The 24322-nt window shown below is 47.5% G+C and carries 27 protein-coding genes; 7 read left to right on the top strand and 20 right to left on the bottom strand.

Going from position 1 to position 24322, the window contains the following annotated elements:
* Positions 1-131: 131 nt before the first annotated feature.
* Complete coding sequence (locus H595_RS0103835; RefSeq protein ID WP_027670006.1) at positions 132-1634, top strand: YifB family Mg chelatase-like AAA ATPase; 1503 nt, start codon at positions 132-134, stop codon at positions 1632-1634.
* Positions 1635-1776: 142 nt separating this feature from the next.
* Here the strand turns inward: H595_RS0103835 and pyrC are convergent, their stop codons facing one another.
* Positions 1777-2808 (bottom strand): dihydroorotase, encoded by a 1032-nt coding sequence (gene pyrC / locus H595_RS0103830; RefSeq protein ID WP_027670005.1) that lies wholly within the window; start codon positions 2806-2808, stop codon positions 1777-1779.
* Positions 2809-2948: 140 nt separating this feature from the next.
* Between pyrC and H595_RS24255 the strand changes: the two genes are divergently transcribed.
* Positions 2949-3101, top strand: coding sequence for a hypothetical protein (locus H595_RS24255; RefSeq protein ID WP_169338535.1), 153 nt, complete (start codon positions 2949-2951; stop codon positions 3099-3101).
* Here the strand turns inward: H595_RS24255 and H595_RS0103820 are convergent.
* The gene (locus H595_RS0103820; RefSeq protein ID WP_027670004.1) at positions 3098-4279 is read right to left on the bottom strand and encodes a multidrug effflux MFS transporter; all 1182 of its coding nucleotides are present in this window, start codon (positions 4277-4279) and stop codon (positions 3098-3100) included. The genes H595_RS24255 and H595_RS0103820 overlap by 4 nt on opposite strands.
* Positions 4280-4489: 210 nt before the next feature.
* On the opposite strand from H595_RS0103820, the gene H595_RS0103815 reads away from it, so the two are divergent.
* Complete coding sequence (locus H595_RS0103815) at positions 4490-5179, top strand: substrate-binding periplasmic protein (RefSeq protein ID WP_169338534.1); 690 nt, start codon at positions 4490-4492, stop codon at positions 5177-5179.
* 74 nt (positions 5180-5253) lie between these two features.
* On the top strand, positions 5254-5934 hold the full coding sequence (locus H595_RS0103810; RefSeq protein WP_027670002.1) for a DUF3334 family protein: 681 nt from the start codon (positions 5254-5256) through the stop codon (positions 5932-5934).
* An 11-nt stretch (positions 5935-5945) separates the two neighbouring features.
* Here the strand turns inward: H595_RS0103810 and H595_RS0103805 are convergent, their stop codons facing one another.
* Genes H595_RS0103805 through H595_RS0103790 form a run of 4 tightly spaced genes read right to left on the bottom strand, consistent with a single transcriptional unit; the run spans position 5946 to position 9061 of the window.
* Entirely contained in the window at positions 5946-7163 is a 1218-nt protein-coding gene (locus H595_RS0103805) for an ATP-binding protein (RefSeq protein WP_027670001.1), read from the bottom strand.
* A 10-nt stretch (positions 7164-7173) separates the two neighbouring features.
* A complete protein-coding gene (locus tag H595_RS0103800) occupies positions 7174-7866 on the bottom strand; it encodes a winged helix-turn-helix domain-containing protein (RefSeq protein WP_027670000.1) in 693 nt (230 codons plus the stop codon).
* Positions 7866-8246, bottom strand: coding sequence for a DUF3019 domain-containing protein (locus H595_RS0103795; RefSeq protein WP_027669999.1), 381 nt, complete (start codon positions 8244-8246; stop codon positions 7866-7868). Before H595_RS0103795 ends, H595_RS0103800 begins: the two co-directional genes overlap by 1 nt.
* On the bottom strand, positions 8246-9061 hold the full coding sequence (locus tag H595_RS0103790) for a MipA/OmpV family protein (RefSeq protein ID WP_240474820.1): 816 nt from the start codon (positions 9059-9061) through the stop codon (positions 8246-8248). The genes H595_RS0103795 and H595_RS0103790 overlap by 1 nt, the downstream gene beginning before the upstream one ends.
* Before the next feature lie 199 nt (positions 9062-9260).
* Between H595_RS0103790 and H595_RS0103785 the strand changes: the two genes are divergently transcribed.
* Entirely contained in the window at positions 9261-9719 is a 459-nt protein-coding gene (locus tag H595_RS0103785; RefSeq protein ID WP_027669997.1) for a hypothetical protein, read from the top strand.
* A gap of 174 nt (positions 9720-9893) precedes the next feature.
* Positions 9894-10922 carry a LacI family DNA-binding transcriptional regulator gene (locus H595_RS0103780; RefSeq protein ID WP_027669996.1) on the top strand — a complete coding sequence of 343 codons (1029 nt, stop codon included), beginning with the start codon at positions 9894-9896 and terminating at the stop codon, positions 10920-10922.
* Between the two features lie 5 nt (positions 10923-10927).
* Here H595_RS0103780 and dauA read toward each other — a convergent pair whose 3' ends face one another.
* The 3 genes from dauA to H595_RS0103765 form a co-directional block, all read right to left on the bottom strand.
* Positions 10928-12691, bottom strand: coding sequence for a C4-dicarboxylic acid transporter DauA (gene dauA, locus H595_RS0103775; RefSeq protein WP_027669995.1), 1764 nt, complete (start codon positions 12689-12691; stop codon positions 10928-10930).
* Between the two features lie 129 nt (positions 12692-12820).
* Positions 12821-13858 carry an alpha/beta hydrolase family protein gene (locus H595_RS21575; protein ID WP_051219722.1) on the bottom strand — a complete coding sequence of 346 codons (1038 nt, stop codon included), beginning with the start codon at positions 13856-13858 and terminating at the stop codon, positions 12821-12823.
* 106 nt (positions 13859-13964) lie between these two features.
* Positions 13965-15692, bottom strand: a complete 1728-nt coding sequence (locus H595_RS0103765; RefSeq protein ID WP_027669994.1) for an alpha-amylase family glycosyl hydrolase — start codon at positions 15690-15692, stop codon at positions 13965-13967.
* A gap of 204 nt (positions 15693-15896) precedes the next feature.
* On the opposite strand from H595_RS0103765, the gene H595_RS0103760 reads away from it, so the two are divergent.
* Entirely contained in the window at positions 15897-17363 is a 1467-nt protein-coding gene (locus H595_RS0103760) for an MFS transporter (RefSeq protein WP_027669993.1), read from the top strand.
* Positions 17364-17410: 47 nt separating this feature from the next.
* Here the strand turns inward: H595_RS0103760 and H595_RS0103755 are convergent, their stop codons facing one another.
* The 11 genes from H595_RS0103755 to H595_RS0103700 form a co-directional block, all read right to left on the bottom strand.
* Entirely contained in the window at positions 17411-17782 is a 372-nt protein-coding gene (locus H595_RS0103755) for a VOC family protein (RefSeq protein WP_027669992.1), read from the bottom strand.
* Between the two features lie 34 nt (positions 17783-17816).
* On the bottom strand, positions 17817-18002 hold the full coding sequence (locus H595_RS24540) for a DUF5655 domain-containing protein (RefSeq protein ID WP_240474822.1): 186 nt from the start codon (positions 18000-18002) through the stop codon (positions 17817-17819).
* 6 nt (positions 18003-18008) lie between these two features.
* Positions 18009-18344 carry a gamma-glutamylcyclotransferase family protein gene (locus tag H595_RS0103740; protein ID WP_027669991.1) on the bottom strand — a complete coding sequence of 112 codons (336 nt, stop codon included), beginning with the start codon at positions 18342-18344 and terminating at the stop codon, positions 18009-18011.
* A 37-nt stretch (positions 18345-18381) separates the two neighbouring features.
* The gene (locus tag H595_RS0103735) at positions 18382-18753 is read right to left on the bottom strand and encodes a PH domain-containing protein (RefSeq protein WP_027669990.1); all 372 of its coding nucleotides are present in this window, start codon (positions 18751-18753) and stop codon (positions 18382-18384) included.
* A 38-nt stretch (positions 18754-18791) separates the two neighbouring features.
* Positions 18792-19124 carry a hypothetical protein gene (locus tag H595_RS0103730; protein ID WP_027669989.1) on the bottom strand — a complete coding sequence of 111 codons (333 nt, stop codon included), beginning with the start codon at positions 19122-19124 and terminating at the stop codon, positions 18792-18794.
* A gap of 35 nt (positions 19125-19159) precedes the next feature.
* Positions 19160-19456: a hypothetical protein gene (locus H595_RS0103725; protein ID WP_027669988.1), complete on the bottom strand. Its 297-nt coding sequence runs from the start codon at positions 19454-19456 to the stop codon at positions 19160-19162.
* A 242-nt stretch (positions 19457-19698) separates the two neighbouring features.
* On the bottom strand, positions 19699-20088 hold the full coding sequence (locus H595_RS0103720; RefSeq protein WP_027669987.1) for a hypothetical protein: 390 nt from the start codon (positions 20086-20088) through the stop codon (positions 19699-19701).
* A 173-nt stretch (positions 20089-20261) separates the two neighbouring features.
* On the bottom strand, positions 20262-20609 hold the full coding sequence (locus tag H595_RS0103715) for a hypothetical protein (protein WP_027669986.1): 348 nt from the start codon (positions 20607-20609) through the stop codon (positions 20262-20264).
* 71 nt (positions 20610-20680) lie between these two features.
* Positions 20681-20977: a hypothetical protein gene (locus tag H595_RS0103710; protein ID WP_027669985.1), complete on the bottom strand. Its 297-nt coding sequence runs from the start codon at positions 20975-20977 to the stop codon at positions 20681-20683.
* Positions 20978-21181: 204 nt separating this feature from the next.
* Positions 21182-23209, bottom strand: a complete 2028-nt coding sequence (locus H595_RS0103705; protein WP_027669984.1) for a glycoside hydrolase family 97 protein — start codon at positions 23207-23209, stop codon at positions 21182-21184.
* Positions 23210-23380: 171 nt separating this feature from the next.
* Complete coding sequence (locus H595_RS0103700; RefSeq protein WP_027669983.1) at positions 23381-24238, bottom strand: hypothetical protein; 858 nt, start codon at positions 24236-24238, stop codon at positions 23381-23383.
* Positions 24239-24322 lie beyond the last annotated feature (84 nt).

The raw sequence follows: 24322 nt of genomic DNA, 5'->3' as shown, positions 1-24322 counted from the left end.
ATTGCCTTTCCCTGGCTCGGTTAACAGTGTAGCTGATTTAACTGCAGGCTAATTGGAATATTTATGCTTGCTAATAGTTAACATTATGCTAAACATTATTTATCTTTTAAATGTCAAAGACAGGAGACAGGATGTCACTGGCCGTGGTGTACAGTCGGGCCCGACATGGCCTGGATGCCCCTTTAGTTACCGTTGAAGTGCATATTAGTAATGGTTTGCCGGCATTTCAGCTGGTTGGTTTGCCAGAAACGTCTGTAAAGGAATCTCGCGACAGAGTAAGAAGTGCGATGGTAAACAGCGGCTTTGCGTTTCCAGACCGTAAAATTACCGTTAACCTTGCCCCGGCCGATTTACCCAAAGAAGGCGGTCGGTTTGATTTACCCATAGCGCTGGGCATTATTGTGGCCTCTGGCCAGCTTGCCGAAAAAAGTTTGCAGGGGTATGAATTTTGCGGCGAGCTGGCGTTGTCTGGTGAAATACGGACGATAGTGGGCGAAATTCCTGTGGCGATAGCGTGTCGGGATGCCGGGCGTGAAGTGGTGCTACCAATGCTTAATGCTCAGCAAGCTCAGCAGGTGCCAAAGGTGTCGGTGCACGGTGCCGAGCATTTGTTGCAAGTGCACAGCTTTTTACTGGCACAACAGGCATTGCCGGCGATACCTGCGCTTCCGGCACGTGAAGTGTCAAAGCAAGCTGATCTGGCCGATGTAAAAGGGCAGGCTCATGCCAAGCGGGTATTAGAAATTGCTGCGGCTGGCGAGCATAACTTGCTAATGCTGGGCCCTGCTGGTACCGGAAAATCGATGCTGGCGCAGCGCCTGCCCGGCATTATGCCACCGTTGACGGAACAGGAAGCACTGGCAACGGCGGCCATTTATTCTATTGCAGGCTTGCAACGTAATTTAACCGACTGGCAGCAACGGCCATTTCGTAGCCCGCACCATACCAGCTCGGCAGTAGCGTTAGTCGGGGGTGGTTCAGTGCCAAGGCCAGGTGAAATTTCGTTGTCACACCATGGCATTCTTTTTTTAGACGAGTTGCCGGAGTTTCCGCGCAAGGTGCTGGATGTTTTAAGAGAGCCATTGGAAACCGGCGTAGTGCATATTAGCCGGGCGGCACGGCAAGCCGAATTTCCGGCACAATTTCAATTGGTGGCGGCGTTAAATCCCAGCCCAACCGGACATCATCAGGATGGCCGTGCCACCCCGGAACAGGTGATGCGCTATTTAAATCGTTTATCCGGGCCCTTTATTGACCGCATTGAGCTGCAAATTGAAGTGCCGCTATTGCCCAAAGGTATGTTAAGCCAACGAACACAGGAAGAAAGCAGTGCTAAGGTGCGCGAAAGAGTACTGGCAGCACGTGAGTTGCAATTGGCCCGGCAGGGTAAAGCCAATGCGCGCTTAAGTGGCAGTGAAATTGCCGATTTTTGCCCGTTGCAACAGGCCGATGCCCAATTTCTGGAAGACACTATTCATCGCTTTAAGCTGTCGGCCCGCACCTACCATAAAATAATTAAAGTCGCCCGCAGTATTGCCGATTTGCAACAGCAACCAAAAATAAGTCGTGCACATTTAATGGAGGCACTCAGCTACCGTGCGTTAGAGCGGCTGCTGAGTTATTTAAAGAACTGACCCACGGGTAGATTAAAGCAGGAGTCGATGTACTCTAAGTCAACCGCTGCAGGCCTGGATGGCCAAATCGAGCCCCCAGGGATGGGTTTACGGCGTGTTGACGTGAGTATATAGGCTCATGCGTTACGCCTGAGCCGATAAGTTAAACTAATTTCCAGTTTAATGTTTCACCGGCATAAAACGGTACTATTGGGTTACCGTTTGGCAGGCTAATTTCATTGGGTACCTGCCACTGCTGTTTTTGCAACGTTACGGTACCGCTATTTCGCGGCAGGCCGTAAAAGTCTGCGCCGTAGTGGCTGGCGAAGCCTTCCAGTTTATCCAGACAACCTAAGTCGTCAAACACCTGAGCATAAAGCTCTATTGCACTGTGTGCACTGTAACAACCGGCGCAGCCGCAAGCGGACTCCTTGCGATGTTTTTCATGTGGTGCAGAGTCTGTACCTAAGAAAAATTTTGCCGACCCTGATGCTACCGCAGCGCGTAACGCCTCTTGATGTGTGCGACGCTTTAATACCGGTAAACAGTAATTGTGCGGCCGTACGCCGCCCACCAGCAAGTCGTTGCGGTTTAATAGCAAGTGCTGTGGCGTAATGGTGGCGGCAATATTGGCGGCATTGCTGGCGACAAAGCTGGCTGCATCCGCAGTAGTGATATGTTCAAACACTACTTTTAGCGTTGGAATACGGTTAACGATATGCTGCAGGTAACGGTCGATAAAGATTTTTTCCCGATCAAAGATATCAATATCATGATCGGTTACCTCACCATGCACCAGCAGCAACATACCCTGCTCAGCCATGGCTTCAAACACCGGGTACAAGCTATCCAATGCGCTAACGGCATCTGATGAATTAGTTGTCGCGCCAGCCGGATACAGTTTCGCCGCGACCACACCCGCCGCCTTAGCCTCAGCAATATCTGTGGCACTGGTTTTGTCAGTTAAAAATAACGTAACTAACGGCTGAAACTTGCTGCCCGCAGGGCGTGCTGCCAATATCCGCTCGCGATACGCCACCGCCATGGCTGCGGTAGTTACTGGCGGCACTAAGTTTGGCATGACGATAGCACGGGCAAACTGGCGTGCTGTTGCGGGGACGGTTTCCAGCAACATATCACCATCACGAAAATGTAAATGCCAGTCGTCCGGGGTTTGAATGGTTAAGCTAGTCATGCGTGGCTCCTGCAGGCGGTGGGGCGAAAACTGCCGACTATTCTATCAAGTTCAGTGGCGAGCTGCATTGGTTAAATCATCTTTAGCAATGGCCATTTTGTTTGCTACACTTTGTGCCATTACCTGACAGGAGCTTGACAATGTCTGACTTAGATTTCGATCTGGACCATCTTGATTTTACTGCCGCTGAACAGAATGTAGAGCGCCAGCAGCAAGCCGAATTGGAGCGTGCTGAGGCGCCGCAGTTTGGTGATGACGACGATGAATGCAGCGGCGGTGCTTGCAAGATTTAGTTTGCTGTAGATTGCTCAGTGGGTTTGTGCCATAACTGGCTAACTGCAATACAAAGCACGCCGAGCAGCATTAACAATGAAAATGGCAGCGCTGTGCCATTATAAAAAAAGGCCAGCAGTGGCCCGGCCAGTGCGCCTATGCCAAAGCGTAAGGTGCCAATAACTGCTGTTGCGGTACCGCTGTTATCAGGAAATTTCATCAGAATCATCGCGTCTGCATTGGTGGCAATTAAGCTTAAACTTGCCATTAACGGCGCAATGGATACTACAGTGTAAACCAGAGATAACTGCCAGAAATTAAACAACGCCAACGCGCTGGCACTGATCATGGCTAGCACCAGCCCAACACGCAACATGCGTTGTGGCCCAAGGCGCGTTACCACTTTGCTGTTGACAAAATTTGCCAGCATCAACATTGCGACGTTAAAACCAAACAACAGGCTAAATTGCTGCTCGTTCACACCAAAGAATTTGATGTAAACAAAGGGCACAGCGGTAAGGAAACAGAAAAAAGAAAAAGACGCGAACATGGATGTTGCGATGTCAGGCCGGGCTGATACACGGGAAAATACTACCTTGTAGCCAGATAGAAATGTGGGTTTTACCTGTTGAGCCGAAGTACGGATTTCAGGCAAATAACGCCAGCTTAGCAACAGCACCACGGCGCCGTAACCGGCCAGCGTGACAAAAATCATTTGCCAGTTTGCCAGCCATAGCACGCCACTGCCAATTGCAGGGGCTAGCAGCGGCGCGAGCATCATAATCATAGAAACATATGACATACCTTTAGCAGTATGCTCTTGGTAAATGTGACGGACTATACCAGGCACTACAACGGTGGCAGCTGCACCACACAGTGCTTGCACCGCCCGCCAGGCTAAAAACCATTCAATTGAGCTCACTAAACTCAATGCAATACTGGCCAGCACAAAGCCGCTTAGGCCGAAAATTGCCAGGGGACGCCGCCCCAGGCTATCCGCTAACGGGCCACACACCAGCATGCTGATACCGAAAAATGCTAAAAAGATACTAAGAGATTGCTGCACCATGCCAATAGAGGTATCTAACTGCTGCGCCATAATTGGCATCGCGGGCAGATACATATCAATAGCCAGCGGCGTAGTGGCAACAACGGCTGCAAGCAGTAAAATAATCCAGCCAGCGGGTTTATGTGACATCGGGTTAAGGCTCTCCAATTGGCGGCGCATTATAATACGTAGTTTTGGCCGTCACGGCTAATATTGAAGTGTAAGTATAAGTTAACAGATATGTCTGCAAATCAAGGAAGACATTGCTTTTGCAGTTCTATCGCTATTTAATAGTCGTACATAAGAAAAACCTGTTGTAGAGCCATGATTGTATCTTGTTTACGAATATTGATTATCTATTTGGCTTTATTAGCAACGTCGGTTAAGGCTGCTGAAATATTGCGGGTAGGCTTGCATTTATCTGCGCCCTGGTCTTTTTATAATGACGCTGGCGCGCTTGATGGCATTGAGTATCAATTGATGTCACGGATATTTAGCCAGGCTGGATATCAGGTAGAGTTCGAGTTGCACAGCTATAGCAGGTTGTTAAAGCAGTTTAGCGATCATAAGTTGGACTGTATTTCTCCCGCAGCTGTAGATATTGCTGGCGCTATTTACACACAACCGTATTTACCCTTTAAAGACGTCGCAATTAGCTTGCAGCAGGCAGCAATAACACTAAACAGCGTGTCTGATTTGTCAGGGAAACGTATTGTCGCTTATCAGCAAGCGGAAAAGATATTAGGCCAGAACTACCAACATGCTATCAGCGAGGCAAGTTATCTAGAACTGGCAGAGAGAAAACTGCAACTAGAGTTGCTGTTTAGCCATCGTGTTGATTTAGTTATTGGTGAGCAGCGAGTATTGCACTATTTAGCCAATAAAGTTGCACCGCAACAACCACTTGAAACGCATTATTTATTTAATGAGGCTTTGTATCCTGCGGCTTGCTGGCAAGCTGAATGGGTAACGGTGTTTAATCGGGGATTGGCACAACTGCAGCAGTCAGGAAAACTGAAGCAACTGTTGTTGCAATATCTTCCCAATTGAGCGAGTGGGATAATATAGCCTAAGCTCACAGAATACGCTTATACTGTTCTTACTTAGGCAGTTGGATTGAAACAATGAAAAAAACTAAAACGATAACAACAGACGAAATATTACTGACGCTTTGCCAATCAGTAACTAAAGTACTCTCTGGCGCGGGCAACAATAACGTTGCGCACTCGCCGATGGTACAAAAAATACAGAAAACTTGCTTGCGCCCTGACTTAGGCTGCTTTGTACTGTTTGATGGTGGTTTCTCTGGTTTAGTAATCATTAACTTCACTGCCCAGGCAGCGATGGAAATTTATAAGAAATACCTTAAGAGCATGGGTATGCCGGAAGAAGAGTTGGCGCAATTTCATACCTCGGATGAGGTCGGAAATGTGATGGGTGAATTGATGAATCAGATTGTAGGTGACTTTACCAACACTGTTCGATATGACCTGCACACCTCTATCAACCAGAGTCAGCCCAAGATGATGGCGATTAATAAACAGGTACAAATTTTAATTAATACTCAACTGGATCAACCACAAGCCAGACGAGTGACTTTCAGTACGCCAGAACACAATATTTTTTATCTGGAACTGGCGATGGATAAAACCGAGTTTATACAGTTGCATGAATTTGACAAAATTGAACAGGAACATCCTGACGATATTTTGGCAAACGCACAGCAGTATACGCCAGAGAATACCGTTAGCGTTGATGTCGATGTAGATGTAGACGACGACTTTATGAAAAACCTTGGTTTGTAATTGGTATATTTTTAAGGATGCTGAGGCAGGCGCAGCACAAAATGCGCGCCGCCCAATGTCGACTGCATAACACCTATGTCACCTTTGTGCCATATGGCTACTCGTTGGACAATGGCTAACCCCAGTCCAAATCCGCCGGCTTGTTTATTGCGACTGGCCTCGACCCGAAAAAAAGGTTTAAAAATTTCCTGACGTAAATGCTCAGGTATTCCAGGGCCATCATCTTCAATATCAAATTGCCAACATTGCTTATGCTTGCTCAGCCTTAATCGAATGTGTTGCACCGCATATTTTTTTGCATTAACCAGCAGATTCTGAAGTGCGCGCTCTAAGTAATGGCCATCACCATATAGCACGGCGTGTTCAGGTAATTGCAGGATTATCGCAGCACCGGGCAACGGTTCAAGTTTCTCCTGGACATTGGCAATGAGTTCGGTGAGATCAATTTGTTGCATTTGCAGGGGTATCTGGCCTGTTTCAAGCCGGGCGTAGTCGAGAATTTCATCGACCAACTGTTGCAGCTCTCGTACATCCTGCAACATTAACTGCCTTTCTTGCTCTGGCAGTTGCTGTGCCATTTCCAGTGCAAAGCTGAGGCGGGCAATGGGCGTTCTTAATTCATGAGATACGGCTTGTGTCATTTCACGCTGCAATTTTAGTAGTTCACGTATTTGCATGCTCATCTGCTGAAAGCTTTGCGCGATAGGGGCAATAAATGAGCGGCTGGGTAATTGCAATGTGGTATCAATATTGACGGAAAATTTTGTCAGACTGTGTTGTAAACTATTGATGTCGCGCGCTACCGGCCATAACCACGCGGCAACAGCTATGGCTAGCAAGACGAAAAATAAGAGCGTAAACCAGCTAGCACCATCATTTTGTACTAATGTCAGCGGACCGAGCTGCAAAAGTTGCTGGTTGCTCAGATAATAAAAATACACTTTTTCTGCTTCAAATAAGCTGATGACATTGCCTTGTTGTAATTGAGCCAGTTCGTCTGGTAGCCAGCTAATACTGTCAGCAGGCTGAGCCAGAATGGTTAGAGGAATAGTGTCAGGCCAGGTCGACGCTGGCTGTTGTAATTGCTGTTGCAATAACGCGGTGTAGCTTGCCAGCCAAGGCTGCTGTGCTGGTGGATTCCAGTGCTGCCATAGCTGCTCTACTGCCCAGCCAGAACCCAGCAGCACCAAAAAAATAAACAGATAAAAATGCCAGAAAAGGCGTTGCATAGGCAAAGTGTTATAGCCACGCATCGGCGACAAATAGGTAGCCTTTGCCCCAAACGGTTTTTATTCGAAAAGGTGTTTCAGCGTTATCGCCCAGTTTGCGGCGCAGGTGCGAGATGCGCACATCTACTGTACGATCTAAGCCATCATACTCACGACCAATTATTTGTTGATGAATAGCTTCACGTTTTACCGTTTGCCCGGCATGTTTTGCTAGCATCCACAGTAAGTCGAATTCATAGCTGGTTAAATCTACCCGTTCGTTGTCATACCAGGTTTCGCGGGAACGCTGTTTTAACAGTAAACGGTCAAATTGCAGCTCTTGCTGTTCGCTCTTATGACTACTTTGGCTGCGACGTAACAAAGCATTAATTCGGGCGACTAAAACGCGCGGTTCCACCGGCTTAATAACATAATCATCGGCGCCTAATTCTAACCCCAACACTTGATCAATGTCGCCTTGCTTAGCCGTAAGTATAAGTACAGGCCCTTTGTACCATGGGCGGATCTGCCTACAGACACCAAAACCATCCAGCCCGGGTAACATTAAATCCAATACGATAAGATCAGGTTGAAATTGGCGGCAATGCTCAGCCACAGCATCCCCCTGGCTTTGTAGCTGCACAACGAAACCATGTTGTGTAAGAAAACTTTGCACCAAAGAAGCAAGGCGAATATCGTCTTCTACCAGTAAAATTTTTGCCATTAGAAAATGCTCCATGGACTGCTTAAGCGACGTCTTGCCGGTTTACGGCTTAGTACTTGCAGTTCAGTTTGTAACAATATTTGGTTGTCGGGGCTGCGTAAGGTGAGTGCTGCATTTTCCCAGCTGAGCTTTTGTTTCCAGTGACCTTGGGTCACATTTTGCCAACATTGCAGTTTTTGCTCTGCCAGATATAAGCAAGTATTTTGGGCGGTGTCACTGTACCAATGCAGTTGCAGTTGAGATTGGCAGCTTTGCTTTTGTTGTTCAGTAACGCAAATTTGCGGACTCACGTCCCAGCAAATGTTTGCGTCGCAGTTCACAGGCAAGTCATGCTGTGTTGTCATACCGCTTAATGCCAGTAATAACCAAAAAGACTGCATTAAAATAACCGGTAACTTACGCCAAAGAACCAGGTTGTAATATTGTTGGTACGCAGCAGCGGGCTGTCGGTCATAGCATCATCCAGATGTAAGTAACGCAAAAACCCTAACACAGCAAATCGCTCTGACAAAGGGTGTTGCCAGCTTAAACGCAGTTCCGGTTGCCAGCTTGGCTTGCCATTATAACGGCGTAAATAGAATGGGTCATTATTATCAATACCATAGTAAGTATCAATAAGTTTGGCACTTTTCCAGTTTAACTTTGCAATAAACTGCCATCGACCAAAGGCGTTTTCCCAGTAGCGACCAACGCTAATGCTGGCATGCTGGCCCTGATAGGTGTTGCTGATATCCTGCCACACATTTGATTGCACCTGCCAGTTATCGCTAAACCAATCAAGCTGCAAGCCTGCATCTACTGCAGTAGGGCGTTTACTGATTTCGTGTACTGACGCCTGCATCGGGCCAATTCGCTCTTCAGATATCGATGCATTAGTGAAACTTTGACTAAATTGAAAAACGTTGCCACCAAACCATTTTTGAAAATAGCCTTTTTCTGAATTGAGTTGGCTAACCAGACTTAAATGCCATTGTTCAGATAACGCCCAGCTAGTGCCTAGCTTACCGTTGTCAAAGAACCAATTTTCACCGTAGTAATACACTTCCGGCAACAATATCAAAGGAAGCTCTTCGCCGTCATACAGCGGGTTACTGCGTTGTCCATAACCTAGCGCCAGGCTTAAATACAGCTTTTGCTCAGTGGCACAGCCCGGGTCGTCAAGGCACACCTCTGCGGTGTCAGCTTTCGCTGCCATGCTTAGTACAAAAAGTATTAGTAACCAGTATCGCAATTCGCACCTTAATATTTAGGTTTATTTTCCACTACATCAGTTTAGCAAGTTGCTGCATTAGACATAAGACAACATAACAATGTTTCACAATTTGCTGTGAATAGTCACAGTATGTCTATTGTTGCGTGGCTAGACTAGCTTAAAAAATAGGTGAGGACATGTTATGAAGCTAAGTATGCTATTTATTGCTGTTACATCGCTTTGGTTGTTAAGCGGTTGTGTAGAAGACTTAACGGCAGACGACACTTCGGCTTATCAGTATTTGGCGCGTGGTAACAGTGCGCAAAGTGACGATAAAATTATTCAGGTAATTAGTAGTCAAGCCAGTTTCGATGATGTTTTTTATCAGGTGCTTAACCGCAGCGGCACGCCGGAAACTATTAACTTTGCTGAATATCAGGTTCTGTTGGTGATGAGCGGCTCACAGCAGCCAGCCAAAGCGTTAGCGGTGGGGGCCTTTCAGGGCCAGGCCACGCAGGTGAATATTGTACTTAAGGCAGAATATGCCGGTGAGAATTGTGCGGTGCCAACAGTCGTGCTACAGCCTTGGATGCTGGTGTTGTTTCCGCGTGTCGACAAACCCTTGTCTATTCAGGAGCAGGTTAAAGTTACCCCCTGCTAGCAGTTCATAGTTGTGAGAGTTCTGAAAGTAGGGCAATGTAATGCTTTAATAACAAAATTGAATCCATCTGCAATACCCTCTATGATAACGTTATAAAAATCATAAGGCGGCGCCCATACGCCCATTCTGATGGCGCGCTCAGATGTATAATTTTCTGTTACAACAGAGCATCAGATGAAAGACAAAGCTACTTCATTCGACATTGCTTACATGGCTGGCGTTTCGCAGTCAACGGTGTCACGTGCACTACGCAATAGCCCGCAGGTAAATAAAGAAACCCGCGAGAAAGTTCAGGCTATTGCCCGGCAACTTAATTACAAAGTAGATAAAAATGCCAGCAATCTGCGTAATCAACGTAGTAGTACGCTGGCGCTGCTGTTGTTTGAAGACCCCACTACCGAACAGTCTCTAATTAACCCGTTTTTCTTATCTATGTTGGGCAGTATTACCCGTGCCTGTGCCAAACGGGGGCAAGATTTATTAGTCTCTTTTCAGCAGCTTAGTGACGACTGGCATGCTGACTATGAAGACAGCAACAAAGCCGATGGCATTATTTTGTTGGGTTACGGTGACTATAAAGATTACGAGGAAAAACTAGAAAAACTGTTAGCGCAGGAAACCCACTTCGTATGCTGGGGGGCTGACGTGCATGGTCATCCTGAATTTACGCTACGCAGCAATAACCGGCTTGGCGGACGCATCGCGGGAGAGCATTTATTGGCCACTGGCCATAAAGCGTTTGCTTTTGTGGGGAATGCCTCTGCCGGTAGCCCGGAATTTTCAGAGCGGTATTTGGGGTTTGTTGATGCCTTGGTTGATGCAGGCATGGATATTAGCCAGGTACCGCAATATGACGCTAACTTTACCGAAAGTGCTGGTGATCATGCCACAGAGCAATTGCTGGCATCGGGGCAGCAAGTTGATGCTATTTTCTGTGCCAGTGATTTAATTGCCATTGGGGTAATGCGCTGTTTAAAAAGGCGTAACCTAAGAGTGCCGGAAGATATTGCCGTGATGGGCTTCGATGACATCCCCGTAGCATCATTTTCTTCACCCCCTTTAACCACCATACAACAAGACACTACACAAGCTGGCGAGTTGCTGGTAAATAACCTGCTGCAATTAATCAATAATCAGCCAATTACGGTAAATCAGATAGAACCTAAGTTAATAATCCGCCAGTCTTGCGGCCATAATTTGTAATAGGGTTACTCATCAAGTGGTACTGCTGTGGCAAAAGTGAATGTGGCAGCCTGGACATATAGCGGCTCTAATGCTTCGCGTAGCGTGGGGTAAAAGCTTAGTGTGCCAGGTATGGGTTTTACGCCGGCTTTGGCCAACGTTTTTAATGGCTGAAACTGTAAATCGGCAATAACCAACTGGGTTTGGTTTTTATGGCATTTGCTAATGAGCTTGTTTAGCGCTGCAAGGCCGCCGGCGTCCAGCAGTGGCACGCCGTCCATATATAACACTATGCCGCGGCTATGGTCTGTTAAACGGGCAATATCGGCAAAAATCCGATCGGCGGCGGCAAAAAACAGCGGCCCGCTAATTTTTAATACCTGCCAGCCATGAGGAATTGGCTGTTCAACCTGTTTGCGGTTGCCGCTGATATCAGTCACTTTGCTCATTTCAGCAATTTCTTTAACAAACAATAACGCCGCCAGCAGGATGCCGGTGGTAATAGCAATTACCATATCAAACAGTACGGTGAGGCTAAAGCAGGTGACAAACACCCAGATATCGCTGCGCGGTGCGGTTTTAAGTAAATGCAGCGCTTTGGGCGCTTCGCTCATATTCCATGCCACCATTAACAGCAATGCCGCCAGTGCAGCCATTGGCACGTAAGATAACAGTGGTGCCAGCAAGACAAGGCCCAGCAGTAACACCAGCGCATGAATCATCGCTGCTACCGGCGATTGGGCACCGGCTTTAAAATTCGCTGATGAGCGCGCCAGTGCCGCCGTGGAGGTAATGCCGCCGAAAAACGGCGTAATAATATTGCCAATACCCTGGCCCAGCAACTCGCTGTTGGCACTGTGGCGCCGCCCCGACATACCATCCAACACCACAGCACACAGCAGTGATTCAATTGCGCCCAGCATGGCCATAGCAAAGGCGGCGCCAAGTAAGTCTTTCACTAATTGCCAGCTAAAAACCAGTGCAGCACCGTCTGGGCCGGGGCGCAACCAGGGCCAGTCAAAGTAGGGTAAGTAGGGCGGAATACCATTGCCGCTGTTGCCGTTGGCTAAGTTATAGCTAAAACGTGAACCGATGGTATCAAGCTCAAAACCCAGACTAAGCAGTAGTAGCGCGAGTAAGGTGCCGATAAACAACGCTGGTAGGTGCGCAGGAATGATGGTTTTCAGTTTTGGCCATAGCAGCATTACTGCCAGTGTGATGCCAGCAACAAACAGGCTAGGCCAGGACATGTGTGGTAAATGTAGTGCCAGAGCCGCAATTTTTTCAACATAATGTTCTGGCATATGTGGGATAGCCAAGCCAAAGAAATCTTTAACCTGCAAGGTGGCAATAACCACCGCAATACCGGCAGTAAAGCCTAAGGTGACTGACTCAGGGATATATTCTATTAAACGGCCCAGTCGCATTGCCGCCATCAGTAACAACAATACACCTGACAGCACAGTAGCCAACAATAAACCACTTAAACCGTACTTGAGTGCGACAGGATATAAAATAACTACAAAAGCAGCAGTCGGGCCGCTAATGCTATAACGCGAGCCGCCGGTTAGCGCGATAACAAAACCGGCAATAATCGCGGTATATAAACCGTACTGCGGTGCCACACCGGAGGCAATAGCCAACGCCATTGCTAGCGGTATGGCAATAATGCCGACAGTAATACCAGCCAGCAGATCTTTACCGAGTTTATTCAGGCCATAGCCTTCGGCCAGCACCTCACGTAGCGCATGGCCAATACGCAGGGAAAACAGATGGGAACGGTCAGACACCACAACTCCGCAACAGCAGAACAGGTGTAATGAGCTTAGCAACAAACCCTGCTTGGCGGTATGCGCTATTAGTCTGACAACTAATTGTTTTTATGCCGCTGCAGTTTAGTAATGCAGCGGCAGAATGGCTTACAGGTATTGTTTTAACCAGGCCGCGGTTTCGGCATCGGCTTCAGCACGGTTGGGGTGCATACCATGATTGGCGCCCGGGTATACTATCAGTTTATGCGGATGACCTTTTTCGGCCAGTGCTTTTGCCAAATTCTGCGATTGCGCCACTTCTACCCTTTCGTCTTTATCGCCATGTAAAAGCAGTATCGGCAACTTGGGCGGTAGTTTATCCAGCCATTGCAGCACCGAGCGCGCCTGTAATTGTGCGGATTTTTCTGTAGCATAGTTAGGAATAAATCTGGTGAAGATATTTTCCATCGCTGGGCGTACTACCAGGCTGGCTTCCAGATCGGCCACACCTGCTTCAACAATCAATGCCTTTAGTTTTGGCATATCACGTGCGGCCAGATAACTCATCATGCCGCCACGGCTAAAACCTTTCATCGCAATCCGCTCGCTGTCAGCTTCGGGCATGCCGTTAATGATTGGCAGCAGGTTTTTAATGTCGTTTACATCATTGCCGCCAAACTGATCAAGCTGCATGTCACCAGTGACAAGGGTTGGAAAGGCTTTAGCACCGCGATACTGGCTGGCAATGACAATATAGCCAAGCTCTGCCAGTGGCATTACATTGTGCTGAATTGCGCCATAAACCAAAGTGCCACCCTTAGCATTGCCACCGCGGTTATAAATCACAACGGGTAACTTTGCATCTGCTGCAGTATTTTTTGGTCGTACCATTACGCCTTCCACCAGAACACCGTCAGATTCATAGGCGAATACACGACAATCCAGCGTCTGCTGCCGCCGTTCAACATCAGCTCTGGAGAAGCGTTGGCCAAACATTGCGGCATTAAATTTTGGCTTTTTACTCATCATAGCCAACCAGCTGTCATAGCTGGCAAAGGGGCCCATATAGCAGCTGAAGTTTTGTTTTAGCGAGCTTGCTGTGGAAAACGCCGGTAATAACTGCGGGCCTTTTGGGCTTTTTATCGGTTCAGCATGTGTGGCAGTTGTCAGCAGTAAGCTGCTGAGTAACATAAGATAAAGCTTCATACACATTCCTTGTTAAGTTTATTGAAACGATAAATTAACAAGCTGGCGAAGGCAAGAAAAAACCGCCGCTAAACTAGCCGGCGGTTTCAGGGAGAGCGATATCTACTTAGTGCTGGCTGCTTAAAATCAGCAAACCATGGGCTGCAAGCTGCTGACCATTAACATCAAACGCCCAGTTAGCGCTTAAGCCGTCGTGGTTAATGGTGCTAATATCCTGCGCACTGTCGGCAAAATTCAGTACAAAAACGCTTTTACTGCCGTTTAACTCTCGTGTTATTTGCACTATGCCATTGGCTAACTGGTTTACCTGATAGCTGCCATCAGTTCCCAGCTCTGGTCGATGCTTTTTCAGTGCAATTAACTGTTTATAAAGTTGCCAGACTGAATTGGGTTGCGCTTGTTGTGCTGAGACACTGCGGTTGGCTGCACTAAGTTGCTTCGCCAGAAAATCCGGATACCAATTTGGGAAGCCGTCGCCAAACAATGCTAATTGCTCAACCCAGCTATTCGCGCTTTGGGTAAAGCCGGCTTGCTGGGTGTTATCCCACAGCATGGGCGCACGTTTAAACACGTCGTGGCCGCTACGGTCCTGGGTTAAGCCAATTTCTTCACCGTAATAAATGTACGGCGTGCCGGGTGAGCTGAACAGCATGGCTGCGGCTAACTTGGCTTTGGCGTCATCTTGCTTAAGCTGGTAGGCAATACGCTCTTGATCGTGGTTGGTTAAAAACGGCGCAAAAAAGCTAAGCGGTGCGACAGAATCAGCACGTTGCTGCACATTCTGCTGTAGTACCGAGGCATCAGCAGTTTTTTGTGCATTAGACTGCATAGTACCAAACTGTGCTTCGCCGCTGGCATCGGGTTTTAATAATCCCAAAATTTTGTAGCCCACTTCAAAATCAAAACCCTGGTCTAAACCGGTGCCGTCGCCGAAGTAACGCGCTGCAACAGGAATATCTACCCAGGCTTCGCCAACTAAATAGGCTTGTGGGTTTACGCTTTTGACAAACTGGTTAAAATCCTGCCAATAGGCAATGGTTTCGGCTGTGTCGGCTTGAGCATCCGGGCCACCTTCCATGGCAAAGCGCACTGCGTCTAGGCGAAAACCGGCAACGCCTTTATCCAGCCAGAATTTGGCCATTTTTTTCATTTCAGCTATTACATCGGGGTGGCGCAGGTTAACATCGGGCTGGCTGGCGCCAAAGGCAGCATAATAATAAGCTTTACGCGTGTCGTTGTAGTGCCATACAGCTTCAGGGTTGTCGTTATTGCTCCAGGCGTGGCCCCAGCCGCTGCCGGCTGCTGGCATATCGTCGCGCCAAATAAAGTAATCTTTATACGGTGCTTCTCCGGCTGCTGAGCGCTTAAACCAGTCATGTTCACTAGAGATATGGTTAATCACTAAATCCAGAATCACTTTCATGCCTTTGGCATCCGCTGCCTGAATAAAGGCTTCAAATTCGGCCATGCTGCCATAGTCACTTTCTACCTGATAAAACTCGGTAAAGTCATAACCATGGTAGGACGGCGCTTCAAACATTGGCGTTAGCCACAGTGCATTTACCCCCAACTCCTGTAAATAGGGCAGCTTAGCGGTCATGCCGTTAAAATCACCATGGCCGTCGCCGTTGGTATCATAAAAGCTGCGCGGCCAAATTTGATAAAACACGGCGTTTTCCCACCAGGCTTCACTTTGTAATGTGCTGGAATGGCTATGCTGTGCCGCTGTCGAAGGTGTTATGGTGTTTGCTTGGTTACCATCATTTTGTGGCGCTGGTTTACAACCCGCCAACAATAAAGACAATGCCAGTGCGCTTAAAGTAAAGGCTTTCATTGCATCCCCGTTTGTATTTTCTATGTTGCACCATAGCGCTGCAACGCCGTGCTGCTATGCTTGCTTATGGTTCGTAATAACGCCAAAACAGTGCAACAACAAGATGAATACGTATGCACAGTTTTGCGCAAAATGGCTGCTATCGTGTAGCTTAGGCAAACAAATACGGTTTCATATCATAATAAAAATATCCGGGGACGAGTAATGAAACAACCTAAGTTATCCTTCTGGCAGATCTGGAACCTCAGTTTCGGCTTTTTAGGGGTTCAAATAGGCTTTGCACTGCAAAATGGTAACGTTAGCCGCATCTTGTCAGACTTAGGTGCTGACTTGTCGTCCCTGTCGTTATTCTGGTTGGCTGCACCTATCATGGGGCTGCTGGTTCAACCTATTGTGGGCGCTGCCTCAGATCGAACCTGGAACAAACTGGGCAGACGCTTACCCTTTATGCTTGGTGGTGCCATTGTGGCGGCTGCAGCGATGGTGTTGTTACCTAACGCGTCAATGATGGTGGCGTTTATTCCGCCAATGTTATTTGGTCTGGTGATCTTTGCCATTAAAGACGCGGCGTTTAACGTTACCTTTCAACCGTTTCGATCCTTGGTATCTGACATGGTGCCGGCGGAGCAGCGCAACCTGGGTTACTCGGTACAAACGTTGCTGATCAATATCGGTGCGGTGTTTGGCTCTATTTTGCCGTTTGTACTGACTAACGTCGTCGGGCTGGAGAACGCCTCTAAAGCCGGTGAGGTGGCGCCCTCGGTAGTGTGGGCGTTTTACATCGGCGCAACAGTGCTGTTAGGCAGTGTGTTATGGACAGTGTTTCGCACCAAAGAATACGCGCCAGAACAATATTATGCTTATAAAGGCCTGGATTCAGAGGCACAAGCGCTAGCAGAGCAGGTACGCCAATCACGTTCGTTAACTGAAAAACTCAGTGATTTCTGGCAAACAATGAAAAGCATGCCGCGCATAATGAAACAGTTGGCATTGGTGCAGTTTTTCTCCTGGTTTGCGCTGTTTATTATGTGGACTTACTTTCCCGCCGCTATTGCGCAAAACACCTGGGGTGTGGGCGTAGAATGGTACGATGGCAGCTACATTGCGCAAATGGGCGGTGTACCGGCGCATATTGCTGCAGCTAAAGGCGCAGCAGGGGACTGGGTAGGTATTTTATACGCTGGTTACTCGCTGTTTGCTGTGCTGTTCTCCTTGGTCATGGCTAAACTGGCTAACCTGTTTGGCCGTAAGTTTGTCTACTCCATGTCGTTGTTAGCCGGCGGTTTAGGCTACTTAAGCTTTGTGCTGTTTACCGATCCCAGCATGACGCACGTTAACTTGCTTATCACCCAGGTAGAAATCCCCAAAGGCGCGTTAGGCCTTATGCTACCTATGATAGGTGTAGGTATCGCCTGGGCGGCAATTTTGGCGATGCCTTATGCCATACTCGCTGGCGCGTTACCGCCAGAGAAAACCGGTGTGTACATGGGCATATTTAACTTTACCATTGCTGCGCCACAGATTATCTCAGGTTTAATTGCTGGCTGGATTTTAGGCTCCGTGTTTGAAAACCATGCCGTCTATATTGTGATGCTGGCCGGTGCTGCCATGGTGCTGGGCGCACTGTCGGTGTGGTTGGTGAAAGAACCAGACACTGTCACAGCGAAATAACATCCCGCTATATTAACAAAGGCGCCCTTGGGCGCCTTTGTTGTTTTTTAGCGATGCTGATCCAGCATAATCTGGTTGCCGTCCGGGTCTTCCAGCACAATATGCGCAGGGCCGCTGCTGTTGGCATCTGCGGCTACTGCCAGCGTAATACCTTGCTCTTGTAGCTGTTTTTGAATATCGCGTACATCGGTAAATTCAGCCAAGTGTTGCGCGTTGCTGTCCCAGCCCGGATTAAAGGTAAGAATATTCTTATCGAACATGCCTTGAAATAAACCGATAACCGTAGTGCCATTTTTCAGCACTAGCCAGCCCTGGCTTTGGTCGCCACCTTTGTAAGTAAATCCGAGCTTTTCGTAAAAGGCTTTGGAAGCGGCAATATCTTTAACCGTTAAGCTGACAGAAAATGCACCCAGATCCATTTTTATCTCTCCTTACTGGAATTGTTTAGCCAGCTTAGCTGCGTTTATAAGCCTCTGCCAGCCAATGCTTAACGTGATCATCAATATCCGTTGCACAGGTTAAGCGTATGCGGTGGCTGCACATGGCATTAAAGCTGCCAGACGCTTCAAGTTTTCCTGCCGGTTCAACTCCTTTTAAATTAAGTTCTAAGTCTAGCCGGGTTGCAGTTGAGGGGGAAATTAAGGCTTATATAGCTGCAGCATAAATCCAGCACTGGGTGCCAGATTGTAATGTGACTTGAATACGTACATACGCTTCAACTTCGTAGTCATCTGCTTGCGCCAATTCCGCATCAGTTAAATTGAATACAGTACCGCTCACCTCATTGGCAATATTACCGCTGTAACGCAAAATAGGATGCATAGCTTTACCACTCTCACGCAACACACGCGCGTCGGTAATTTCTATTTCAGCTACGATATAGCCTTGCAGTAAGTCTTTGCTGCCGTTTAACTCGCGGCCAAAATTAGCCAGTTGCACTTCACGTTGTTGCAATGTGCCGTAGGAAAATAATAAAGGCATGGTTTACCTTGTTAGTCTCTGACGCAAAACAAATCTATTAATACAAAGCATGCTGTGAAATATGCTTTGATATTTCGATAATCGCTGTTTTGCCACTGAATTCAAACCGCACCTTGCCAATGGCAGAGAAATACAGCTCCAGTTCTGAATCCAGATCAAAGGTACCAGAGGTTTCTACTGAATAAGCGACAATATTTTTGTAAGGCATTGAAGTGAAGTCTTTTTTACTGCCAGTAAGGCCTTGCACGTTTACGGCTATGATGCGTTTAGTGGTAAACACCACGCCGTCACGCATTGAACTGTAGCTGTCGACAATGCTTTCATCACCAAGCAGCAAGCTGCTAACTTTTTCGGCATACTCGGGGTTTTGTTTTAGCTTAAACACTGTTTTATTGTTAAAGTCGATCATGTTAACTCTATAGTTGTGTTAGTTTAAGTCACTCAAACTTAAGCATTATCGCTTAGTAGGTGCGTTTCTAATAGACTGACAATCTGGCTTACCGTGAGTTCTGGCCTGTCATGGTCAGAGCTACTGTGAATGTCACCAGCTTTATTACCAATGGCTACTGTAAACCTGTCAGGGCTGCTGTCAGGCAATAAGAATACAATTTTCCGGTCAAGTGCTGAACAATCAAGTGTTATAGCATCGGCAGCCACACCTTGATTACGCAAGGCTTTATCCATAATACCCATTACTGTATGTACTTTTGGGTGTTTTGCATAAAACCTATCGTTCGCTTTAGCGATGAGTTCAGACAGGGCTTTTAACGCAGGCTTCATCTCGCTAATGCTCCAATGTTTTACTGCCAAATACACTATAGAATGTTTTTTTGTGGTAAAGAAACGCCAGCTACTTCTGTTACTGTGCCAGCGTTAGCGCGGTCGATAATTTTAATTAGTACTGATTGAATGGTTTCATCGTTGCGCACATCTTGCGTGCTGGTAAAGCGCTGTTGCTGCGGTGCGTCGCCTTCAGTTAAGACAAAACTAACTACCACTTCAGTAGCACAATCTTCAGTAGCACCAAAGTAGGCCAATTCAATTTGTGGGTAACCGCCAAAGCCTTTGTTGATAAGTTTGGCGATACGTTTTTTCGCTTTATCTACGTGCATGTTAGGGCCTTATGCCGGATCAGTCTGGCAAAACTATAACACCAAACGTGAGTGGTTATAGCAGATAACGTTTAGTGGCGGTAACGCAGGGAAATGGCAGTTTGTGTGGCGGTAGTGGAAGCTAATAAGCTTTTTCAATCAGCAGTTCAATTTGCTTAAACTCAGCCGGGCAACTAGTTTTCCTCGTAGGTAACAAACATCATCGCGTCTAGCGTAAGGAATTGAGTAGCAATCACCAGTATTTAAAATAGAACAGCGTAAAGAAGTGCAACACTAAGGGGTAGTGAAAGCAGAGCAAACAGCCACACCTGCTTGGTGAGTGGTGGCAGTACAGTTTGGGCAAAGCGCTGGTGCCAACGCCATGGCAATAGCAGTAATACCATACTAGTAACAACAATCAACCAGCCAAACAGCTTAAATACGTAGGAGAAATGCATGCTTGGGGCTGCCAGTATAAGGGCCGCACCAACAAGCAGCCTTAGGCTGATTTCGCTGTAATGTGCCCGCGCAGAGTTGGCAAACCCATTCAGAAAATGCGCCGCTAGTCTTGGCCTGAATACCGAAGCCACTGCCAGGCAAAGAAGAAAAACCCCAGTTAGAGTAACAATCGCCTGGGCGAATAACGTAATCATCGAATACTTGTCCTGCGTAACAGCAAGGTTATAAGCTAGAAAGATGGCTTGTAGTGTTGTCTATAAGACTAGATCTTAATTAGCTATAACGCCCGCCACTCACGCGAGCAACTCGCGATTCCAGTCCCGTGGAGGCCACGATGTTAGTGGCCGGAACGAAATTTAGTAACTTGTTAGCTGCCAACCTTATTTACCAGTAGCGTCAGTTTTTGAGCACCAATTTCCATTGTTGCCTCTTTACCGTAGGCAACAGTAAATGAAGGATTCATCGTACTATCACCAACGGTAACTGCAGCAACAATACCTGCGGTTTCATCTTGGTTTGGTTTAACTGTAAGGTTATAGCTGAAGCCATTATCCATAGTGATTGAGGCCATTTTATCTGCCTCAACTACCATGGTTGGAGAAGCAACCAGTTTGCCCTGAGAGTACACAGACGTGGATACTTGGTAAGTATCAGCCGCGAAGCATGACACCGACGCCAGTAAAGTAGTAACCAGTAAACTTGCCTTAATTTTCATTTTATCTTCCTTATGTGATTTGAGGCCGAAACACAGCTAACGCAAAGCTTTGGGGCGACAATAGCGCCTTGTCATACATCATCGTTTAACAACCTGTGCAACGCATCTATACGCTTATTGATTTTTTTGCTTTCTGCATGCAATTCGGCACTCATACCAAAAATAAGTATTAAAAAAACATACAATACAGGCTGCTGCATGATTTCTGGGTACATCAAGATTAAAAATGCTATACCTAAAACCATGCTAGCAAATCTGATTACACTGCCTTTCCAATTTGGACGAAGCCTTTCAAACTCCTCTAATATTGCTTCTTTTCTTTGCATTTTATTAAAAAGCAAATGAGCTTCAACTTCATTCTTGGTCATGAGGCGTCCCTATTTTTAAACGGAAATTTTCTTTATATCCAGTATTTACATTTTGTTAAACTAGCTAATATTTTTCACTAAATCAACTACATCTTACCTGCTCGAAGCATAAAATGGGTGTTGAAAGTGGGGGCAAACTTGCGGTGTGTTGATTAACGAAAAAAGCGCTGATTTTCAGCGCTTTGTAGAACGTTTTGCGTGGGTTTAGTTTTCTGCTTTAAAGCGGATGGCGGCGCCGCCGCTGCTGGCGAGTGGTAAAGTTAAGCTGTCGTTGTCGGTTACTCTTTGCTGCTCGATAATCATCTCGTACGGTTTAGTACGCCAGTCGGCGTCTTTACCATCGCGGTAAATTTGCGCGCTAAAGCGTTTACCAGCCGGTAAAAAGTCCAGTTTTACCGTAACAGTGCGGGGCTTTTCGTCGGTAAGCGCGCCAACATACCAGTCATCGCTGTGTTTATCCTGGCGGGCGAATACCACAAAATCGCCGACTTCGCCTTGCAGTGCTTTGCTTTGTGCCCAGTCGGAGGGTACGTCTTTAATAAACTGAAACGCAGCAGGGTGGGCGTCGTAATGCTCGGGTAAGTCGGCCACCATCTGAATGGGGCTGTACAGCACCACATATAATGCTAACTGTTTGGCTAGTGTGGTTTGCACGCGGTTTTCTGCATCCAGCCCGTTATAAGCCAAATTAAAAATGCCGGGCGTGAAGTCCATCGGGCCGGATAACATCCGGGTAAACGGTAGCATGGCCGTATGCTCTGGTGGGTTCGGTGGTGAGCCCCAGGCGTTATATTCCTGGCCACGGGCGCCTTCGCGGCTAAGCCAGTTCGGGTAGGTGCGGCGCAGGCCGGTGTCTTTGATGGGTTCATGGGTATTAATACTAAGCTGGCGTTTAGCTGCTTCAGTCACTGAATACAGATAATGGTTTACCATCAACTGGCCGTCGTGCCACTCTTTGCGCTCTATACCGTTTTCATCTATTCGTGTCGCCTGGCCGCCGTCGGCAACATAGCCGGTTTTTATTTGGCTAATGCCATGTTTGGCATATAAGTCGTAGGCATCTGCTATTTGCGCTTCATAATTGCTGATATGGCCAGAGGTTTCATGATGGCCAATCAGTTTTACGCCTTTTTCTTTGCCGTAGGCGCTAATGGCAGCAAAATCAAAGTCGGGGTAGGGCTTAGTAAAGTTAAATACCGCGCCGTTTAAAAACCACTCGCCGTCCCAACCGATATTCCAGCCTTCTACTAATACGCCGTCGAAACCATTTTTGGCAGCAAAGTCGATATACTGTTTAGTATTCTCAGTGGTGGCGCCGTGCTTAGGCCCGCTGCCCCAGGTCTGGGTCGCCAGGTGCATACCCCACCAGATGCCAGCATATTTACCCGGTTTTACCCAGGAAACGTCGCCAAGTTTATTTGGCTCGTTCAAATTTAATATAAGGTCAGAATTTATCAGGCCAACGGCATTATTGGCGATTTGGATAGTGCGCCATGGCGTGGTAAAGCTGCCGTTGGTTTTTACCCGGATACCGTCTGACCAGGGTGTTAAATCGCTTTTAAGTACGCCGTCGCGTTGCTGATCCAACACCATGGCAGCAAAATCGACCAACGCTGCTTCATGAATACTAAGATGCACTCCGCTGGGCAGTTTAAAGGTAAAGGGCGTATGGGCGCGGTCGACTTCGTTTAGCGCTGTAGTGCGATACAGCATTTCATAGCGGTTCCAACCGCGGCCAGGTATCCACCAGGCGGTACTTTGTTTGCTGTCGCTAATACGAAATTCCGTTAGCTCATCAATAATGTCCAGCTTAGCCACGCCTTGCTGCGGTACTTCGTAGCGAAAGCCCAGGCCGTCGTTAAACAGCTTAACGCGCAGCGTAAAAGGCGCTTTGCGCTCTGGGTGCTTAAGCGTTACTGCTAATTCGTTATGCTGGTCTAGTACCGTTGCACGTTCGCCCCACGGCTGCTGCCAGTTTTGGTTCACGCTATTGCGGCTATGGCCGGTAATTTTATAGCCTTCCCCCAGCGCTGGTAGCTGCAGAAAACGAAAGCCCAGTGCAGAAGGCGCTATGACCTGTTGGCCGTGAAACTGCACCTTATAGCTAAGGTGGGTGTCGTCTAGTATCAGTTCGATATTGCCATCTGGTGATGTCACACTTAAGGTGGCGGCGGACAAAGATAAGCTGGTTATAACGGCAAACAGCGGACACAGGGCAGAAAACAGGCGCATAATTTTTCCGATACAGTAACAAAGGTTTAACCCTAGAGTATCGAAGCAGTGTGTAGCAAGCCAAACCATGGTATTGCATACGTATTCAATAACTGCCCTGACCAGTTGTAGAGCCATAGTCAGCCAGCAGTGTGATGGCTGACTTTAGCTCATTGCACAGCGGTGTCAGATTTAAACATCATCATTGATGTAATTTAACACTAAACGGCGTTCTGAAGCGGAAACACTATTATTGTGCATGAGATTAGACACAGCTTCCAGTTTGCGATTAGCCCATAACGCCACGCTTTCTAATATGTTGTAGTAATGAATTGCTGACGGCCTTGGTGCATTCAGGCAGTCTAGGTATTGCACATAATTGTTGCCGCCATGGCGACAGCGAATTTCATATTTAATCACATTGCCCAAGTGACGACCGTGCAAGTTATCGATACACGCCGCTGAAATATTCATTTCGAACATATTTTCACAGCGGTACATCTGCAGTGCGCTTTCAATCGCCAATTGCTCAGAGTTGTTACCTTTAACCGCAGCGACAATATTCGTCTGGTTGTCGGCTCCTGCCATGGAATGTGCCAGAAGATGACACCATTCCCACTGCAATGTGGTTTTTATGCCCCGTTGCGGATGATTGCCGTCGTACCAAATGGCGTAACTCGTGGCGGAGCGAGCCGTTCCGGTCAGTGCCAGCATGCAGGGGCTCATTCCTTGATTTGTTTGGCGGCGGGAGGTAGGGCGGGTTTGCGGTAGTGGCGTCCAGCCGCTGCTTATTCTGTGAACACTGGTATTGTAGGCCACCGCCAGTGCGCCCTGATTTCGGGTGCGGCCGGTAAAGCGTCTACTGTTACTAAAATCTACCCGGCCATAAATAGGCCCCAGACTGGTAATGCCCGTGCCGGTTTGTCGTACTTGCTGGCCGTTTACGCGGTAACACAAATAGCGACCCGCCCGGTCGCGTGCATAAACGGTATCGGTGCCTACTCTGCGATACAACCAGCTAGGTGTGAGTTCACGACGTCTTTTAACCATCTTGGCTCTCCTTGATATAAAGGTGGTTTTTACTAAACCCTGCAAAAGGGAAGAGTAAAACGTTAAGTTCCGATGGGCGTTAAT

Source organism: Rheinheimera baltica DSM 14885, from assembly GCF_000425345.1.
GTDB lineage: Bacteria > Pseudomonadota > Gammaproteobacteria > Enterobacterales > Alteromonadaceae > Alishewanella > Alishewanella baltica.
Note: the sequence above shows the minus strand (reverse complement) of the source record. Positions and strands in the feature narration are given on the sequence as shown.

What these genes read in the sequence shown, in the direction of transcription:
- H595_RS0103755 (WP_027669992.1), bottom strand. Translation starts at nt 17,782, where the DNA reads ATGGATCTGGGTGCATTTTCTGTCAGCTTAACGGTTAAAGATATTGCC.
- H595_RS0103730 (WP_027669989.1), bottom strand. Translation starts at nt 19,124, where the DNA reads ATGAAGCCTGCGTTAAAAGCCCTGTCTGAACTCATCGCTAAAGCGAAC.
- pyrC (WP_027670005.1), bottom strand. Translation starts at nt 2,808, where the DNA reads ATGACTAGCTTAACCATTCAAACCCCGGACGACTGGCATTTACATTTT.
- H595_RS0103810 (WP_027670002.1), top strand. Translation starts at nt 5,254, where the DNA reads ATGAAAAAAACTAAAACGATAACAACAGACGAAATATTACTGACGCTT.
- H595_RS0103820 (WP_027670004.1), bottom strand. Translation starts at nt 4,279, where the DNA reads ATGTCACATAAACCCGCTGGCTGGATTATTTTACTGCTTGCAGCCGTT.
- H595_RS24255 (WP_169338535.1), top strand. Translation starts at nt 2,949, where the DNA reads ATGTCTGACTTAGATTTCGATCTGGACCATCTTGATTTTACTGCCGCT.
- H595_RS21575 (WP_051219722.1), bottom strand. Translation starts at nt 13,858, where the DNA reads ATGAAGCTTTATCTTATGTTACTCAGCAGCTTACTGCTGACAACTGCC.
- H595_RS0103805 (WP_027670001.1), bottom strand. Translation starts at nt 7,163, where the DNA reads ATGCAACGCCTTTTCTGGCATTTTTATCTGTTTATTTTTTTGGTGCTG.
- H595_RS0103705 (WP_027669984.1), bottom strand. Translation starts at nt 23,209, where the DNA reads ATGCGCCTGTTTTCTGCCCTGTGTCCGCTGTTTGCCGTTATAACCAGC.
- H595_RS0103785 (WP_027669997.1), top strand. Translation starts at nt 9,261, where the DNA reads ATGAAGCTAAGTATGCTATTTATTGCTGTTACATCGCTTTGGTTGTTA.
- H595_RS0103740 (WP_027669991.1), bottom strand. Translation starts at nt 18,344, where the DNA reads ATGCCTTTATTATTTTCCTACGGCACATTGCAACAACGTGAAGTGCAA.
- H595_RS0103720 (WP_027669987.1), bottom strand. Translation starts at nt 20,088, where the DNA reads ATGATTACGTTATTCGCCCAGGCGATTGTTACTCTAACTGGGGTTTTT.
- H595_RS0103725 (WP_027669988.1), bottom strand. Translation starts at nt 19,456, where the DNA reads ATGCACGTAGATAAAGCGAAAAAACGTATCGCCAAACTTATCAACAAA.
- H595_RS0103715 (WP_027669986.1), bottom strand. Translation starts at nt 20,609, where the DNA reads ATGAAAATTAAGGCAAGTTTACTGGTTACTACTTTACTGGCGTCGGTG.
- H595_RS0103735 (WP_027669990.1), bottom strand. Translation starts at nt 18,753, where the DNA reads ATGATCGACTTTAACAATAAAACAGTGTTTAAGCTAAAACAAAACCCC.
- H595_RS0103800 (WP_027670000.1), bottom strand. Translation starts at nt 7,866, where the DNA reads ATGGCAAAAATTTTACTGGTAGAAGACGATATTCGCCTTGCTTCTTTG.
- H595_RS0103835 (WP_027670006.1), top strand. Translation starts at nt 132, where the DNA reads ATGTCACTGGCCGTGGTGTACAGTCGGGCCCGACATGGCCTGGATGCC.
- H595_RS0103790 (WP_240474820.1), bottom strand. Translation starts at nt 9,061, where the DNA reads ATGGCAGCGAAAGCTGACACCGCAGAGGTGTGCCTTGACGACCCGGGC.
- H595_RS0103795 (WP_027669999.1), bottom strand. Translation starts at nt 8,246, where the DNA reads ATGCAGTCTTTTTGGTTATTACTGGCATTAAGCGGTATGACAACACAG.
- H595_RS0103760 (WP_027669993.1), top strand. Translation starts at nt 15,897, where the DNA reads ATGAAACAACCTAAGTTATCCTTCTGGCAGATCTGGAACCTCAGTTTC.
- H595_RS0103765 (WP_027669994.1), bottom strand. Translation starts at nt 15,692, where the DNA reads ATGAAAGCCTTTACTTTAAGCGCACTGGCATTGTCTTTATTGTTGGCG.
- H595_RS0103780 (WP_027669996.1), top strand. Translation starts at nt 9,894, where the DNA reads ATGAAAGACAAAGCTACTTCATTCGACATTGCTTACATGGCTGGCGTT.
- H595_RS0103710 (WP_027669985.1), bottom strand. Translation starts at nt 20,977, where the DNA reads ATGACCAAGAATGAAGTTGAAGCTCATTTGCTTTTTAATAAAATGCAA.
- H595_RS0103700 (WP_027669983.1), bottom strand. Translation starts at nt 24,238, where the DNA reads ATGGTTAAAAGACGTCGTGAACTCACACCTAGCTGGTTGTATCGCAGA.